Genomic DNA, 16,815 nt, shown 5'->3' with positions numbered 1-16,815 from the left:
TTGTATACAGATGTAACCTATTGAACGATACACACTGATATTCTCTACATTATCGGTCTCTGTCCACGAGATAACCATTTCATCAATAAATGATCTGCGGCTTCGCCACCGATTCTGGCCAGTTTATCCGCCATTTTTTTCTTTTGAACATAACGGACAGAAAGTACCGTTTTCTTTTTACAGGCATTAACCACGATATCATCAGATGTGCTGATTTCATCCACTAACCCTAGCGCTTGAGCTTGTGTTCCAAACCAATGCTCACCTGTTGCCACTTTTTCTAAATCAAGTGCAGGACGTCGTTCACGGATGAAATCTTTGAATAGCCCATGGGTTTCTTCAAGTTCTTGTTTAAATTTATCCCGCGCTTTATCGCTGTTCTCACCGAACATCGTCAATGTACGTTTATATTCACCGGCGGTGAGCTGTTCAAACTCTATATTATGTTTTTTAAGCAGTTTGTTGAAATTCGGCAGTTGAGCAATCACGCCAATTGAACCAACAATGGCAAAAGGAGCAGATACAATTTTGTCACCAATACACGCCATCATATAACCACCACTTGCGGCGACTTTGTCGACAGAGATAATCAGTGGGATATTTGCGGCTTTGATACGGTCAAGCTGCGAGGACGCAAGGCCGTAACCATGGACCATTCCACCACCCGATTCTAGACGAAGTAACACCTCATCACCCTCTCTAGCAACAGACAATATTGCGGTGACTTCTTCTCGCAGAGACGCGACTTCTTTAGCATCAATGCTGCCATTAAAATCCAAAACAAACAGATGCGCTTCACGTGTACTTTCTAAAGCCCCTTCTTTAACCGCTTGTTTCACTTCTTTATTTCGTGATTTTGCTTTCTCTTTTTCTGCTTTTTTTTCTGCTTTATCGCGCTCTTTTATAAAGGTGCCATCATGTAAGTGATGCTCCATCACTTCAATGTTATCTTTGTGTCTCTCGGTTAGATTGGTGATCTCTAACTCACCTTTCGGGCCACCTTGTTTCCCACCGACTGCTTTTGCAACCACTAAAATAGCAATAACTGCCACAACAAAAGTCGCAATCTTGGCCAAAAATAGGCCGTAGTCCAACAAAAATTCCAATCTAGTATCCCCAATCATTTCAATTCGTGTATTGTAATCACTTTGTCATGATAACCAACATTAAATAATAAAAATAGGGATATGGAAGTGGATTATTCAGTCTCAAAAGATGCACTCAAAGATAAAATCATTTTAGTTACCGGCGCTGGCGCTGGAATAGGAAAGCAAGCGGCTCTTAGTTATGCCGAATATGGTGCGACCGTTATTCTATTGGGCCGTACCGTTAAAAAACTTGAACAAACTTATGATGAAATTGAAGCCGCTGGTTATGTTCAGCCTGCAATTATTCCATTGGATATGAAAGGGGCAAGTAAACAGAACTATATTGATATGGCAGAAACGATTGAACAGCAGTTTGGCCGTTTAGATGGTGTATTACATAATGCAAGCCTGCTTGGCGTCATCAGTCCATTCGATCAAATAAGTGAAGACACCTTTGATGATGTGATGCAAATCAATGTAAAAGCGCAGTTTTTGATGACTCAGGCCTTATTGCCTATTTTACATAATTCTGATGATGCGCGCATTGTCTACACCTCGTCTTCCGTAGGACATAAAGGCAGAGCTTTTTGGGGAACCTATTCAATCTCCAAATTCGCGACCGAAGGTATGATGCAGATCCTTGCTGATGAGTTAACCGACACTGTGATTAAGGTTAATGCCATTAACCCAGGCGCAACGCGAACAGGGATGCGGGCTACAGCCTATCCAGCAGAGGATTCGCATTTATTAAAAACACCGTTAGATATTATGCCACTCTATCTCTATTTAATGGCACCTGAAGGTAAAGAGATAAATGGGCAGTGTATTGATGCCCAGCCTAAATAGGATCCCCTCGATTGACTAGGTGTTCACTCTGTTCGCTTCTTAAATCGAGAGATTCTTCACTTCTTGAATCGTCACTTCGTTCATTCCTAGACAAACGCGAAGTGATTGTTCGAGAAGACCTTATAGCTAACGCTTAACACTCTAAAGCAGCATCACTGTTATTGGAAAAGCAATAAGAAAAGCCAAATAACTATAGAACCATGCCGTATTGGCAAGATCGCTGTCTAGGCGATACAACACCGTTGGTATCGTTGAAGTAAAGCCCGTTGGCATAACCGATAACAGAATACATACCTTAGCAACCAACCCATCGTATACTGACCACAAATCAAACAATGTAATGAGAAGAATCGCAACGGCCGGAGCAAGAACTGCCCGGCATGTTGATACCTGTATCGCCAATATTTTCCACTTATCCCCGCCCTTAAGATTAAATGTCAATCCCACAGAGAAAACCATCATTAAGCTGCCAAATGGAATCACATACTGGTTAATATCACCAATAATCAGCGGTCTGTTGAGGCCACTTAAGTTAAGCATCAAACCAATAAAAATAGCACTGATTGCAGCTAAAAATATAGGGTCACGCCAGAAATATTTTTTACCAATATTGAGCGGCTGATCTCCGCATTTTCGGGCGTAAGGGTAGATCCCGGCAAAATAGATTAACTCCTCACTTAGTTTATACAGGGCAGCAATCGCTATCCCATTTTCGCCGAAGATAAAAAAAGCACACAGGTTACCTAATGCACCTAAATTATAAATAGTGGTAACTGAAACTAATGCCCCAGCTTGTTTAGGTGCAAGCTTTTTCCATTTCACGGCAACAAAACCAACCAGAGCTCCTAGAAAGATGACCCCAACCCCTACTAAAGGAAGATAAAAAAGTTGAGATTCTATTTTGGGGAGTTGCCAGATAGAGGTCAGTATTGAGTAGGGAATGATGATGGTTAAAGTAAATTTGCCTAAGGTTACGCTAAGAGATTGATTGATCTCTGCATATTTCTTTTGAAACCATAAGCCGATAGAAAAACTCATGACAATGAGTGCGAACAGCATAATGAGTTGCTGATGCATTAAATAACTCCTAGATACGACTCACTCAGTGAGAATTATTGATTTAGACTCGGATACTATACAAGGTTCTGTATTTTATATAGAAATAGTTTATCTCTCTGATTACTGCTTTTCTTCCTTGATCCTCTCTCTCGATCAAATATACTGTATATATATCCAGTATATTTGATCGAGAGAGAATGATGCAAACCGCTATTGATCTATTACATAGTAAGCACCTGATTTGGCAGGGTTCGAAACCTCAAAATCCCGTAGAAACTCACCCGACAGGATATATAGAGCTCGATAAACAACTAGGTGGTGGTTTTCCAACTCATGGTGTGATCGAAATATCATCCGCTTTTGGTATTGGCGAACTACGATTGCTCACTCCGTACATAAAAGAAAATGGGAAACAAAGGCTTAGCGTATTTATCAATCCACCTGGGCACCTCTGTTCCGAATACTTAATTCAACAAGGCATTGATCTCAAACGCGTCGTGATGATCTTTCCTAAAACAAAAAAAGAGGCGCTTTGGTCTACGGAGCAAAGCTTGAAAAGCGGTTGTTGTGGCAGCGTCACTTTATGGCATCCATCATTGGAAGTGCATCAAGCAAGAAGATTACAGGTCGCCAGCGAAACAGGACAATGTCTCAATTTTTTATTCAAAACCAAACAAAAATATCAGATTAGTTTACCTATTTCATTGAGTATGCAGCTCCAACCTCAAGCCAATGCTATACAAGTCACTCTCCATAAGCGTAAGGGCGGTTGGCTTAAATCAACATTTTCTGTCGATATGAGCCATCGTTGGGCTCACCTTAACCAAGGGGAAAGTGCCGAACAAAGTAATATTATGCCATTTCCTCTACTGAAACGAGGCCACGCGTGATTCTTTGGCTCTATCTTCATTTTCCTAAACTGCAACTCGATACCCTTTTCTCAGAATCAGGTGAATTACCTATTGCTATTCTGCACAAAAATCACATCGTGCAACTCAACAACATTGCGACAGAATCTGGGCTGAAACTCGGTATGGGATTAGGCAATGCCGCTTCCCTTTGTAATATGTTACAAGTACACCCATACAAATCGGATATTGAAGAAAAAAAGTTACTAGAAATTGCTCACTGGTTATATATGGTTACAGCGGATATTTCTCTCTCCTCACCTTCAGGTTTATTGCTTAAAGTCAGTAATATGTTGACTCTCTATGACGGATTAGATAGTTATTGGCAAGCAATTAAAAAACCATTAGACGCCCTTAATATTGAATACTGTTTCGCGACAGGTTACTCCCCCTACTCTGCCCGATTACTCGCTCAAGCCCAACTCAACCGTATCTCAGAAGATAAGGGGGCAATAGAGCGGCAATTAAAAAACTACCCTTTAGAAGCAACGGCATTGACCAAAAAAACTATAGAAAAGCTGAATCGTGTCGGTGTTCGTCATTTAGGTGAGCTTCTCATGCTCGATATTTCAGACGTTGCCCGTCGCTTTGATATTGAATTGGTTAATTATATTGGTCAATTGACCGGACGATTTAAACACCTTATCGAATTTTATTATCCACCAGAAACATTTACCCGATCTTTAGAATTACTCTATGAAATAGATAATTTTCAGTGGCTAGAAAAACCATTACACACGCTATTCGAGCAATTAGAACGTTTTCTTAAACGAAGAGATCAGATCGCTTATGAGCTGATATTGACACTTCACAAGCGTGAAAAAAGCAACGAAGTCCAAGAAGTCATGTTCACCTCAGCACAGGGTGATTATCTTGCCAGCAAATGGCACGAACTCAGCCAGTTAACCCTAGAGTCGATTAAGCTCGATGCACCCGTCATTGGCATTACCTTATCCATTAGCCGAGTGGCCCAACAGCAAGGAGACGAACACGATCTCTTTGATGGTCCGAAGGGAAGCATGTCTGCTCTCGAACTAATATCTCGCTTACAAGCAAAGTTGGGTAAAGAATGCGTTTCAGGTCTTACCCTAACCTCAGACCCAAGACCCGAACAAACAACACGGCTTTGTCAGCCTCTAGAAAATAATACTCTTGATCAAAAAACGAAGCAGATAAGACCCAGTATTCTGCTTCCTTTTCCAACACCTTTACAGGAGAAAGTCACCATCGTCCAGGGTCCGGAAAGACTCGCAACAGGATGGTGGGATGCAGGGGAAGTAACAAGAGATTATTTTATTGCCAGAGGTCATAAAGGGAAGATGTTGTGGGTATTTAGAACCCCTGAAAAGGAGTGGTTCATACATGGGGTATTCAGTTAAATGACGCCCCACTCACTCAACTACGCTGAACTCTTTTGCCAGAGTAATTTCTCTTTTTTAACAGGGGCTTCTCACCCAGAAGAACTGGTTTTGCAGGCCGATTTCCTACGTTATTCTGCTATTGCTATTACGGATGAATGTTCAGTCGCTGGTGTCGTCCGTGCTTTTCGTACCATCGAAGAGAAAAAGCTCAAGGTTAGACTTATTATCGGCAGTATGTTTTGGCTCAATTCTGAATGCCAGATAGTCTTACTTAGCCCTACACGCGAAGCTTACGCCGAACTATGTCGAGTCATCACCAATGCAAGAAGACGAGCAGAGAAAGGCAAATACAATCTCTCGGAGTGGGATATTATGTCCCTTAAATACTGCTATATCCTTTGGTTGCCTCGTCAGAAACACTGCGATCAATATTGGGGAGACTGGTTAGTGAAACATCACCAAGAAAGGATGTGGCTTGGCCTCCAACGCCACCTAAAAAGCACAGACAAATGTTATCTCGACCACTGCAAACAATTAGCGGGCTTATTCAATATTCCAATCACGGCTTGTGGCGGGGTATTAATGCATAGTGCAACACGTTTACCACTTCAACATACGCTAACAGCAATACGAGAAAACAGTGCTATTACTGGCATTAAACAACATCTTATTAGTAATACCGAGCAAAGCTTACGCCCCATGGATAAGCTGCAAATTATCTTTGAGTCTTCGTGGTTGCAAGCCTCGCACAAACTGGCACAGCAATGTACGTTTACGATGAAAGAGCTTTGTTACCAATATCCGGCAGAACTCATACCCATCGGGCATACCCCCATGAGTTATCTGCGCGAATTAGTTGAAAACGGAAAACAAATTCGTTTCCCTAATGGGGTTCCTACTGAGGTTCAAGCAACGATAGACAAGGAATTAATTCTAATAGAAGAGTTAAAATATCCTTTCTATTTTTTAACTATCCATGACATTGTCATGTTCGCCAAAAGTCAGCGTATTCTCTATCAAGGACGAGGTTCAGCCGCCAATTCTGTTGTTTGTTATTGTTTAGAGATTACTGCTGTCGATCCAAGACAGATCTCCGTTCTGTTTGAACGTTTTATCAGTAAAGAGAGAGATGAGCCACCAGACATCGATGTCGACTTTGAGCACGAAAGGCGAGAAGAGGTGATTCAATATATCTATAAGAAATATGGCCGAGAGAGAGCCGCTTTAGCCGCAACGGTGATCAGTTATCGATACAAAAGCGCAGTTCGAGACGTCGGTAAGGCGTTAGGCATTTCAGAAACTCAGTTGGACTTTTTTATAAAGAACACCAATCGACGTGATCGCACCCTCGATTGGCAAGCCCAGCTCACCGAATTAGGCCTAAAACCCGACTCGCTAAAAGGCCAACAATTTATACAACTGGTTAATGAGATCATGGGGTTTCCACGTCATCTATCTCAACATGTTGGTGGCTTTGTTATCTCTTCTGGCCCTCTATATGAACTGGTTCCAATCGAAAATGCCTCTATGCCCGAAAGAACAGTGATCCAATGGGACAAAGATGATTTAGAAACGCTCAAATTATTAAAAGTCGATGTACTTGCTCTTGGTATGCTCAGCGCGATTAGAAAATGCTTCGATCTCATACAAAAACATGAACAACGTACGTTAACTATCCCGGATATCAGTCGCATGCAAGATGATGACAAAGTCTACGCCATGCTACAAAAAGCAGATACCGTGGGTGTATTTCAGATTGAATCTCGAGCTCAAATGAGCATGCTACCGCGTTTGAAACCGAGGTGTTATTACGATCTTGTTATTCAAATAGCTATTGTTCGTCCTGGACCTATTCAAGGCGACATGGTTCACCCGTTCCTAAAGCGGCGAGATGGTAAAGAGCCTATCACTTACCCTTCGGAAGCCGTTCGTGACGTTCTACATCGCACGATGGGCGTCCCCATATTTCAAGAACAAGTCATTAAGTTAGCCATGGTGGCAGCGGGTTTTACAGGAGGAGAGGCCGACCAACTACGACGAGCGATGGCCGCATGGAAAAAAAATGGTCATGTGTTTAAGTTCAAGGATAAGCTTATCAATGGCATGTTAGAAAGAGGTTATGACGCTGAGTTTGCACAGCGCATCTTTAATCAAATATGCGGCTTTGGTGAATATGGTTTTCCTGAGAGTCATTCTGCCTCTTTTGCAATATTAGCCTACTGCTCTGCATGGCTAAAATATTATTATCCTGAAGCCTTTTACACCTCTATTTTAAACAGCTTACCGATGGGATTTTATAGCCCATCTCAGCTTATTCAAGACGCCCGACGACATAATATTTCCGTTCTACCGGTATCAGTGAATCATTCAAAATACGACCACATCATGGTGCCTAACGATCAACGAAACAACCAAGGTTACGCCTTACGCCTAGGGTTTCGCCTTGTTCGAGGGCTTTCAGAAAAAGGGGCCAAACAACTTATCAATAATCGTCCAGAAAATGGGTATAGCAGTAGTGGGCAACTCAAAAGCATCGGTTTGAACAAAAAGGATATCGAAGCCTTAGCGTCTGCTGATGCCTTAAAAGCACTTTCAGGAGACCGATATGCAACCCGCTGGGCCGTAATGGATTCAGTACAGGATTACCCTCTTTTTCGACAAAACTCTACCGACAACAATGCGTTCCAATACCAAGAGAATGAATTTGAAACATTAACTGAAGACTATGCTGCAACAGGCGTATCGCTCGCAAAACACCCTATAACCTTGTTGGAAGAAAAAGGAATATTAGGTCCATTTACGCGGCAGGTAGAATTGTTAAATCAGCCACACAAATCACTGGTGACGGTAGCAGGGATTGTTACGGGCCGACAATCTCCTGGGACCGCGGCAGGTGTAACATTTTTCACTTTGGAAGATGACACAGGTAATGTCAATGTAGTGGTATGGTCTAATACCGCAAGGGCTCAACAGGAAGCGTATCTAACCGCTAAAATACTAAAAGTAAAAGGGATACTAGAGCATGATGGGCAAGTAACCCATGTTATTGCAGGTAAGCTGATTGATTTAACCGATTCTATCGCACAGCTTAGTACCCAATCTCGAGATTTCCATTAAGTTTATTTCCGGCGTAACAATGCCGTAGAACACTAGTCCAAAATCTGCTTCATTCTCTCTTGGGCCACACCCACCAAAAGATCGGGTTGGAATTTAGAGATAAAGCGATCACAGCCGACTTTTTCTACCATTGCATCATTAAAACTACCACTCAAAGAGGTATTTAGAGTAACAAATAGATTCTTCATTCGTGGGTCATTCCGTACTTCGTAAGTTAATCTATACCCATCCATTTCTGGCATTTCAGCGTCGGTAATCATCATCATCAGTTTTTCAGTAACGTCTATACCTTCATCACTCCACTTGCGTAGTAAATTCAGGGCCTCTAAACCATCACCACACTCAATAATATGCAAGCCTAATTGTTCAAGTGTACCTTTTATTTGTCCTCTAGCGGTCGATGAATCATCAACGACTAGGACACTCCTACCCACCATTTGAGTCGCAAGCCGCTCATCAAGAACGCCTTCGGAAATAGAAATATCGTAATCAATAATCTGAGCCAATACCTTCTCTACGTCGATGATCTCAACAATCTTCTGTACGCCTTCGTCTTCTATATTGGTGATGGCCGTTAAGTAGTTTGATTTACCAGCTGTTTTAGGTGGCGGCGCAATATCAGTCCACGTTGTGTTTACAATATTACGAACTTGGCCGACTAAAAAACCCTGAACACTTCGGTTGTATTCTGTAATAATTAAATTCTGCTCTTCATCTGGGTGCATAGGTCGGTACCCAATAGCAGCACGAAGATCAATAATAGGTACTGACTCTCCACGTAAAGAAGCCACACCAATGACATTTGGGTGAGAGCCTGGCAATTTAGTTACAACAGGCACTTTTAGTATTTCTTTAACCTTAAACACATTGATCGCAAACAGTTGGCGATTGCTCAGTTTAAACAACAACAACTCAAGTCGGTTTTCACCCACCAAGTTCGTTCTTTGATCAACGCTACTTAATACTCCAGACATACAACTTTCTCACAGAGATTGGAATTAAGTTCTAATTCACACTTAGAAACAAAAAATTACGATACCGTTATTTATACTATACAACATCGGATAAACCTATCCAGTATCCATAGACACACCACGAAAACATGAGACAACTGATTAATATCAATTTTCAATACATAACATGTACCAAAAATCAGCCCTCCACGACCTTCATTAATAACTCTCCATCATACATAGCCTGTTTAATTAACGCGGCGCCAGGCATAGTGGCTTGCTTGAGAAAGCGACTCTCGACTATATCTACATTTCGATGATAAACGGCTAAACTTTGCTTCTTAATCGAAGACTCTATAGCAGGATAAAGAATAGATTTAGCACGGTTAATGGCACCGCCAATGAGTATTTTTTCAGGGTTAAACAGATTGATCATGATAGCGATCGCTGACCCCAAATAATAACCTAGCTTTTCAATCACCTCCACCGCGAGAGGATCACCCGCCGCGGCGGCAGAACAGATCGCTTCGATAGTGGGGTTGGCAGCATCAATAGAGGAGACTTCTCCCTGTTCAAGACGCATTGTGACTTCTTCTCTAATTGCCTTAGAACTCGCGACCGTTTCAAGGCAGCCATAGTTACCACAATGACAACGCTTACCAGCGGGATCTATCTGAATATGCCCAAGATCACCAATATTACCATTTTTACCCTGAAGTACTCGACCATCTAGCACAATACCCGCGCCAACACCGTGATGAATCGAAATCAACACAGAACTATCGTTTACCTGAGAGTTCCCAAACAGTTTCTCAGCAAGTGCCCATGCGTGCGTATCATTGGCAATAAAGACAGGCAAACCTGTCGCCTTGTACATTTCTGGGCCCAAAGGCAAATTGGCGACATTGTAGTGTGGCATTTGAATCACAATACCGTGCTCAGAGTTAACCAAACCCGGCAGCGTTACTGAAATACTGGTTACTCTATTTAACTGATCGGCATAGGTCTGAAAAAATTCCTCCGTTTCATGGAGAAGACGTGCGAGTAGATCATCTTGTTCTACTTCATGAATATCTATTTTTGTATCAACTAAAACCGAACCACCTAACTCATGCAGTGCGATAGTTAAATATCCACGACCTAATCTCATAGAGAGAAACTGCCAACCCTCATTGTTAGTTTGTAAACCGACAGCAGGCCGCCCACGACTCGTCGCTTCCTGAACCGTAGTTTCATGAATAAGATGTGCATCGATAAGCTCACGAGTAATTTTTGTGATACTTGCCGGCGCCAAAGAACTCGTTTTCGACAGATCGATACGAGAGATTGGGCCAAGCTCATCAATTAATTTATACACACGACCAGCATTGAACTGTTTGATATGATCAATATGGCCTGGTTGAGCCATGTACATCTGAAACTCCAAAATAACACTGTTAGGGTGATTTTTTTACTTTGCGAAGTAATTGTGAAGCGCCTTAGCAAATCGCCGTGACCAGTATCACGCACAAATCGTATTTAGTTCATAAATAGAGAGAAATTTATATTTCAAACACCGAAATAATTGATCCAGGACAGGATTCCAACGCTGTCAAAACACTTTACCCTAAATGATAACTACACCCCAATAGAACAATTCTTTTTTCTCGCCTTAGATTCATATCATATACTCAAAGGGTAAAGTCAGTAACGGAGATAAAAAATGGTAGAAATGCTTAGAAGAACAAAAATTGTTACCACACTTGGTCCTGCCACAGATAAAGACAATGTCCTCGAAGAAATCATCAAAGCTGGTGCAAACGTTGTCCGCATGAATTTTTCACATGGCAGTGCTCATGACCACATTAAAAGAGCAAAAAAGGTCAAAGAAATTGCTGCAAAATTAGGTCAACACATCGCTATTCTTGGTGACTTACAAGGCCCTAAAATTCGAGTCTCTACTTTTAAAAATGGCAAAGTCGACCTCGTCGTTGGGGAGAAATTCACCTTAGATAGCGAACTAGAAGCAGGGATGGGTGATCAAGACGCCGTTGGTTTGGACTATAAAAACCTACCGCAAGATGTTTCTAACGGCGATCTGTTAATGCTTGACGATGGTCGAGTTCAGCTCAAAGTTATATCCGTGAAAGGCAACAAAGTGTTTACTGAAGTTGTCATCGGTGGCGTGCTTTCAAACAACAAAGGGATCAATAAAAAAGGCGGAGGACTATCTGCAGAAGCGCTTACTGAAAAAGACAAACAAGATATTTTGACCGCGGCTAAAATAAAAGTCGATTATCTCGCTATCTCATTCCCGCGTAATGGGGAAGATATGAGATACGCGAGAAGGCTTGCCCGTGATGCAGGATTGGAAGCGAAATTAGTCGCTAAAGTTGAAAGAGCCGAAACGGTTGCAAATGCAGAAAGCATAGATGACATAATTCTCGCTTCAGATGTCATCATGGTCGCCCGTGGTGATCTAGGTGTGGAGATCGGTGACCCTGAATTGATCGGAGTCCAAAAACAACTCATTAAACGTACTCGCAGTTTAAACCGAACCGTGATCACCGCGACTCAGATGATGGAGTCAATGATAGTCAACTCTATGCCAACACGTGCTGAAGTAATGGATGTCGCTAACGCCGTATTAGATGGTACAGACGCGGTTATGCTATCCGGCGAGACCGCCGTTGGTGCACACCCCGTTGAAACCGTAATATCAATGGCCAGCGTTTGTGTTGGTGCGGAAAAAATGCCGTCTTTGAGTACATCCAGTTATCGTATTGATAAGACATTCCAAGCGACCGAAGAAGCAATAGCGATGGCAACGATGTATTCTGCCAATCATTTGGAAGGTGTGAAAGCAATGATATCACTGACAGAATCAGGTAAAACACCACTTATGATGTCTCGTCTAAGCTCTGGCCTCCCTATATTTGCACTCTCTCGCAATGAATCGACCTTAAACAAATCATCTTTATATCGAGGGGTTACACCTGTGTACTTTGATTCCCATGCAGATGCGGGCATATCATCGGCTCAAGAAGCAATTAATACTTTAAAAAATAAAGGCTATGTACATAGTGGTGATATTGTCATTATTACGCAGGGCGACGTAATGGACATCATTGGTTCAACGAACTGTATGCGAATAATAACCGTGCAATAGTCGCTTATCAGTACTAGGGGCGGTTGATCATTCGAGGCTATTTTACAGCGAATTGTTGGTCATTTATGCAAGGCGGAGGTTTTAAAGGTAGTGGTTCTACCTTTAAAGTTGATAACGCAGTAGAAATCACCTACAAACGCTTATCCCGGATAAAATTTAACCACGAAAGATCAACCGCCCCTAAGTCCTCACCTAATATTTACATCTGGATTCAGGTATATTCGCTGCGTTCTTTCTCGCTAAAGAGTGTTGCTTGATAAATTCGTAACCCGCACTAAGACCCAGTTCATAATCAAAGATAAGATCTTCTTTTTTGCTCATTAGCGGTGAAGATTTTAGCGGCTCAGAAGGCACTATTTGCACAATAAAACAATCGTCAGGAGGGTGACTCAAGAATGCATTAGTTAGTGTAAGGCTTTGATAATGAACCATAAAAAAGTCGGCCAAACCTGAATCAAACTTTCCGCCCAGTAAATGACTTAAGCGATACACATCGCCTGCCCCATACAACCAGCGCCCGCCATTAAGAATATCTAAATGCTTATGGTGTGTTTTCTTCTGTTTCGATTTATCTATTTGTTCCTGCCAGAAACCACTCCACTCGTTTTTCCACTGTTCAACGGTTTTATTCCAACGCTCCTGAACATTATTCATTGGTTCTTTAATCCAATGGATATCAATATTTAACTCTCTGATTTTTTCTACTTCTGTTTCGAGGCTTTCTGTTCGAATGACAATAATATTACGAGCACCCTGTCGCCAAGCTTCTTGGACGGGTATAGCGGCGGTCACACCACCATCAACAAACCTCTTACCCTCAATTATCACTTCTTCAGAGTAAAGACCCGGAATAGCACACGTTGCCCGCATGACGTCATACCAGTTTTCTGTCAATAACGGAACATATCTGTCTTTAATGCTACTAACTTCGGTAACAGCAGCAAATGCTTGCCTCTCTCTTAGGATTTTTCGTCCCATATCCAGATCAAGCTTGTAAGGATAATCGCGAAATTTATTCAGTGCCCAATCAAGATCCATACTTTGTTTACGTCGCATATAACTGAACAGATGGAAAAACCTATCATCTGTCGTCAAATCTAATGTAAAAGCTTTGCCCATACCGGGTTGTCGGCACAAGTACGCGCTAATATTTAACGCACCTGCTGATGTACCATAGAAGACATCGAAGGGATCAAAATTGGAAAGGAGAAAGGCATCTAAAACTCCAGACGTAAAAATACCACATTGGCCTCCTCCTTGAGTAACCAATGCACTGCGCCCATTTTGGTACTTACCATACTTAATAAGATCTAAGTCTGAATGTATACCACTTACAACACCCCGATTGGACATAGTGTACGCTTCATATAACGATTAGTTAGCGATCGCTACAAAGCTACAGAAAAGAATGACAGCATAAGATCCTGCAACAACCGTTAGTGCCATTTTTAAGTTGTATTCCATAACACGTTCTCCTTTATTTGATATATTGACTAAATAACAGACGAAGCTAATATTCACAAGCAACCATCACAAGCAAGCTTTGAAACTGTAGCGGTTATCACACATCGTCCTCTAACCTTTTATGTCTGTTTCACTTTATCAGTATGAAAGCCTTAAATAACCAAAATTCTAGACAAATAGTAAGATAATTGTGCATATTGCACATTTTTCAGTCATACGCACTGTCATGAGGAAAAGTAATATTATCTATTAATTTCTCTAATATAAGATATTAACACTGCCTTTAAGATAAAACATAAACTATTCTCCCAAAATATAGCCGCATTAACACTTTTAGAACCAAAATAATTATATTTTTTAACAACCCATTTCTATTGCTTTACTCTATCTATCTCTGTAATCTCCACTCAACGCGTAGCTGATTGTTTCAGATTTCGCAAACACACACTATACAACACAGAACAAAACTCTGAAATTTACCTTAGAAACTAGAGATAAAATCTAGTTTTCTACAGAGATAACAGAATTAACTCCATCAAGTTAGTATTAAAAGAGTTAATAATGTTACTTAGTAGTTAATCCATATTGGACGAAGTGTAAATGCTTCATAACTCAGAGTTTAGTAGTAAAGGAGTAACTATGAAGCGTGAACAATGGGGATCCCGTGCAGGATTTATTCTTGCCGCAGTTGGATCTGCTATCGGCCTAGGAAACATCTGGCGTTTTCCTTATATGGCTTATGAAAATGGTGGTGGCGCCTTTTTGATTCCTTACCTTTTTGCCATGATCACCGCAGGTATCCCATTCATGATCCTAGAGTTCAGCATGGGTCAAAGAAATCGTGGGTCGGCTCCTATCACTCTGGCGCGTATTAACGCCAAATTTGAGTGGTTGGGTTGGTTCCAAATCGGCGTTGCCGCAACGATTGCCGTGTATTATGTCGCCGTCATTGGTTGGGCAATTTCATACTTGGGTATGTCATTTACTCAGGAATGGGGAGCGGACACAAATGCGTTCTTCTTCAGCGAATATCTAGGTTTAGGTGACAATTCACCGTCTAATCTAGGTGGCATGCAATGGGGAATTGCTGGTTCGATGCTGATCGCTTGGGCCATCACTTATGCCGCGATTGCGGGTGGAGTTAAGGCCGGAATTGAACGTGCAGCAAAAATTATGATGCCAGTTTTGTTCATCATGGTGATTGTATTGATTGCGCGTATGATTTTCCTACCTGGTGCTATTGACGGTATCAACTACCTATTTGAACCTGATTTCAGTAAGCTTACGGATATGAAAGTCTGGGCGGCGGCTTATGGTCAAATCTTCTTCACACTGAGTATCGGTTTTGCCATCATGTTAGCGTACTCAAGCTACCTACCTGAAAAATCGGATATCAACAACAACGCCTTTATGACGGTATTGATTAACTGTGGTTTCTCAATCCTCGCAGGTGTAATGATTTTCTCTGTTCTTGGTTACATGGCCGCAGAACAAGGAAAACCAATAACAGAAGTGGTCTCTGCTGGTGTTGGTCTTGCGTTTGTAACGCTGCCCGCTGCGATTAACTTATTACCTGCTCCATACATCCTAGGTCCTCTATTCTTCCTAGCTTTGGTTGTTGCCGGTTTAAGTTCTCAGATTTCCATCATGGAAGCCGTTGTTTCGGCTGTCATCGACAAACTAAACTGGTCACGTAAGAAAGCGGCGACTATCGTTTGTGGTATTGGTTTAATTATCTCGATGGCATTTGCTACCGATGGTGGTTTGCTGCTTCTAGACTTAGTGGATCATTTCGTAAACAACGTAGGTATCTTAACGAGCTGTTTCATCGAAATTATGCTTATGGCTTGGTTGGTTAAGCTTGCTGACGTGCGTGAATATGTGAATAAAGTATCCGATTTTACAATCGGTGCATGGTTTGAAGTTTGCCTACGCTTTATCACTCCATTAGTACTTGCGGCGATCCTATACACCAAGTTCACTAGCTTAATCGCTGATGGCTACGGTGGTTACGCGAAATCTGAGCTTATGACCCTAGGATGGGGTTTAATCGCTCTACTAGCGGTAATAGGTATTATCATTAATGTGGTTAGCAAGCCGCAAAAACCCGTTGACGCAGAGGTTTAAGATGACGACTAGTGCAATTATTATGATGATTATCGGTCTAGGTATTACCTGGGGCGGAGCAGCTATCTGCATTAAACGTGCAATGGATAGTGGTAAAGAATAATCACCTTTTTGCCTTTTAGGTAAAAAATGTGAATAAAAAGCCAGCAATTGGAGGTCACTTCAAATCGCTGGCTTTTTTATTGCATCAAAACGCGTAGCGAACGCCAACACCAGCCCCCATACCCAACTCCAAGTCATCCGATTTAGTGTTATAACTTAACTCTGGGTGGATCTGAGCATACGCATCCCAATTAGTTGCAAAGTCCCAATCTAGACCTAACGGTATTCGAGCTCCAAATTCATCACCGTGATTATCCCAACCTACCCAACCACCCGCGCCAACATACCAAGTAAAGGGAAAGTCGTTGCTTTCAAATACGCCCTTTTTAAAAATATAATCAAACGCGACACCATCATTCCCTATCGCCAAATTCATATTTTCATCTATCTGAATTAACGCACTAAAGCCTTGATCGATACCAAAGCCGACAGCCAATGGAGTGATCTCCTCTGCCTGAATACCGCACGCAACCATTGACGATATAACAACTAATCCTGCCAACTTCTTATCCATATTTTCACCATTCCAATTTAATCGATGATTACATCATTCATAACAATCATGTGCCAAAGTACACTCAATTCTAACCTTTAGCCTGCCACTCAAAAAGAGGATCAAAAAGGGAGACTTTCGCCTCCCTT

Annotated in this window: 14 protein-coding genes; 7 read left to right on the top strand and 7 right to left on the bottom strand. The window is 41.8% G+C overall.

Annotation, left to right across the window (positions count from 1 at the left end):
- Positions 1–44: 44 nt before the first annotated feature.
- Positions 45–1,106, bottom strand: a complete 1,062-nt coding sequence (sohB, locus tag L3V77_RS05570; RefSeq protein ID WP_275136114.1) for a protease SohB — start codon at positions 1,104–1,106, stop codon at positions 45–47.
- An 87-nt stretch (positions 1,107–1,193) separates the two neighbouring features.
- Here sohB and L3V77_RS05565 point away from each other — a divergent pair, with 87 nt between their 5' ends.
- On the top strand, positions 1,194–1,934 hold the full coding sequence (locus L3V77_RS05565) for a YciK family oxidoreductase (protein ID WP_275136113.1): 741 nt from the start codon (positions 1,194–1,196) through the stop codon (positions 1,932–1,934).
- Positions 1,935–2,075: 141 nt separating this feature from the next.
- Here the strand turns inward: L3V77_RS05565 and L3V77_RS05560 are convergent, their stop codons facing one another.
- Entirely contained in the window at positions 2,076–3,011 is a 936-nt protein-coding gene (locus L3V77_RS05560) for an AEC family transporter (RefSeq protein WP_275136112.1), read from the bottom strand.
- A 179-nt stretch (positions 3,012–3,190) separates the two neighbouring features.
- Between L3V77_RS05560 and imuA the strand changes: the two genes are divergently transcribed.
- From imuA to L3V77_RS05545, 3 genes are read left to right on the top strand one after another with little or no spacing between them, the layout of a single operon-like run.
- Positions 3,191–3,883: a translesion DNA synthesis-associated protein ImuA gene (gene imuA, locus L3V77_RS05555; RefSeq protein ID WP_275136111.1), complete on the top strand. Its 693-nt coding sequence runs from the start codon at positions 3,191–3,193 to the stop codon at positions 3,881–3,883.
- Complete coding sequence (locus tag L3V77_RS05550) at positions 3,883–5,280, top strand: DNA polymerase Y family protein (protein WP_275136700.1); 1,398 nt, start codon at positions 3,883–3,885, stop codon at positions 5,278–5,280. The genes imuA and L3V77_RS05550 overlap by 1 nt, the downstream gene beginning before the upstream one ends.
- The gene (locus L3V77_RS05545) at positions 5,281–8,379 is read left to right on the top strand and encodes an error-prone DNA polymerase (protein WP_275136110.1); all 3,099 of its coding nucleotides are present in this window, start codon (positions 5,281–5,283) and stop codon (positions 8,377–8,379) included.
- 32 nt (positions 8,380–8,411) lie between these two features.
- On the opposite strand, the gene L3V77_RS05540 is transcribed toward L3V77_RS05545, so the two are convergent.
- Together L3V77_RS05540 and L3V77_RS05535 are read right to left on the bottom strand one after the other, a co-directional pair.
- Entirely contained in the window at positions 8,412–9,353 is a 942-nt protein-coding gene (locus L3V77_RS05540; protein ID WP_275136109.1) for a chemotaxis protein CheV, read from the bottom strand.
- Positions 9,354–9,531: 178 nt separating this feature from the next.
- Positions 9,532–10,746: an ROK family protein gene (locus tag L3V77_RS05535; RefSeq protein WP_275136108.1), complete on the bottom strand. Its 1,215-nt coding sequence runs from the start codon at positions 10,744–10,746 to the stop codon at positions 9,532–9,534.
- Positions 10,747–11,034: 288 nt separating this feature from the next.
- Between L3V77_RS05535 and pyk the strand changes: the two genes are divergently transcribed.
- A complete protein-coding gene (gene pyk / locus L3V77_RS05530; protein WP_275136107.1) occupies positions 11,035–12,480 on the top strand; it encodes a pyruvate kinase in 1,446 nt (481 codons plus the stop codon).
- 192 nt (positions 12,481–12,672) lie between these two features.
- Here the strand turns inward: pyk and L3V77_RS05525 are convergent, their stop codons facing one another.
- Positions 12,673–13,833, bottom strand: a complete 1,161-nt coding sequence (locus L3V77_RS05525; protein ID WP_275136106.1) for a patatin-like phospholipase family protein — start codon at positions 13,831–13,833, stop codon at positions 12,673–12,675.
- 21 nt (positions 13,834–13,854) lie between these two features.
- Positions 13,855–13,944 carry a YnhF family membrane protein gene (locus tag L3V77_RS05520; protein ID WP_275136105.1) on the bottom strand — a complete coding sequence of 30 codons (90 nt, stop codon included), beginning with the start codon at positions 13,942–13,944 and terminating at the stop codon, positions 13,855–13,857.
- Positions 13,945–14,583: 639 nt separating this feature from the next.
- On the opposite strand from L3V77_RS05520, the gene L3V77_RS05515 reads away from it, so the two are divergent.
- Positions 14,584–16,071: a sodium-dependent transporter gene (locus L3V77_RS05515; RefSeq protein ID WP_275136104.1), complete on the top strand. Its 1,488-nt coding sequence runs from the start codon at positions 14,584–14,586 to the stop codon at positions 16,069–16,071.
- Position 16,072: 1 nt separating this feature from the next.
- Positions 16,073–16,174 carry a MetS family NSS transporter small subunit gene (locus L3V77_RS05510; protein ID WP_195702769.1) on the top strand — a complete coding sequence of 34 codons (102 nt, stop codon included), beginning with the start codon at positions 16,073–16,075 and terminating at the stop codon, positions 16,172–16,174.
- 84 nt (positions 16,175–16,258) lie between these two features.
- Here L3V77_RS05510 and L3V77_RS05505 read toward each other — a convergent pair whose 3' ends face one another.
- Positions 16,259–16,687 (bottom strand): hypothetical protein, encoded by a 429-nt coding sequence (locus tag L3V77_RS05505; RefSeq protein WP_275136103.1) that lies wholly within the window; start codon positions 16,685–16,687, stop codon positions 16,259–16,261.
- Between the last annotated feature and the right edge of the window lie 128 nt (positions 16,688–16,815).

Source organism: Vibrio sp. DW001, assembly GCF_029016285.1.
Lineage (GTDB): Bacteria > Pseudomonadota > Gammaproteobacteria > Enterobacterales > Vibrionaceae > Vibrio.
The sequence above is the reverse complement of the archived record's forward strand: the minus strand, read 5'-3'. Positions and strand labels throughout refer to the sequence as shown.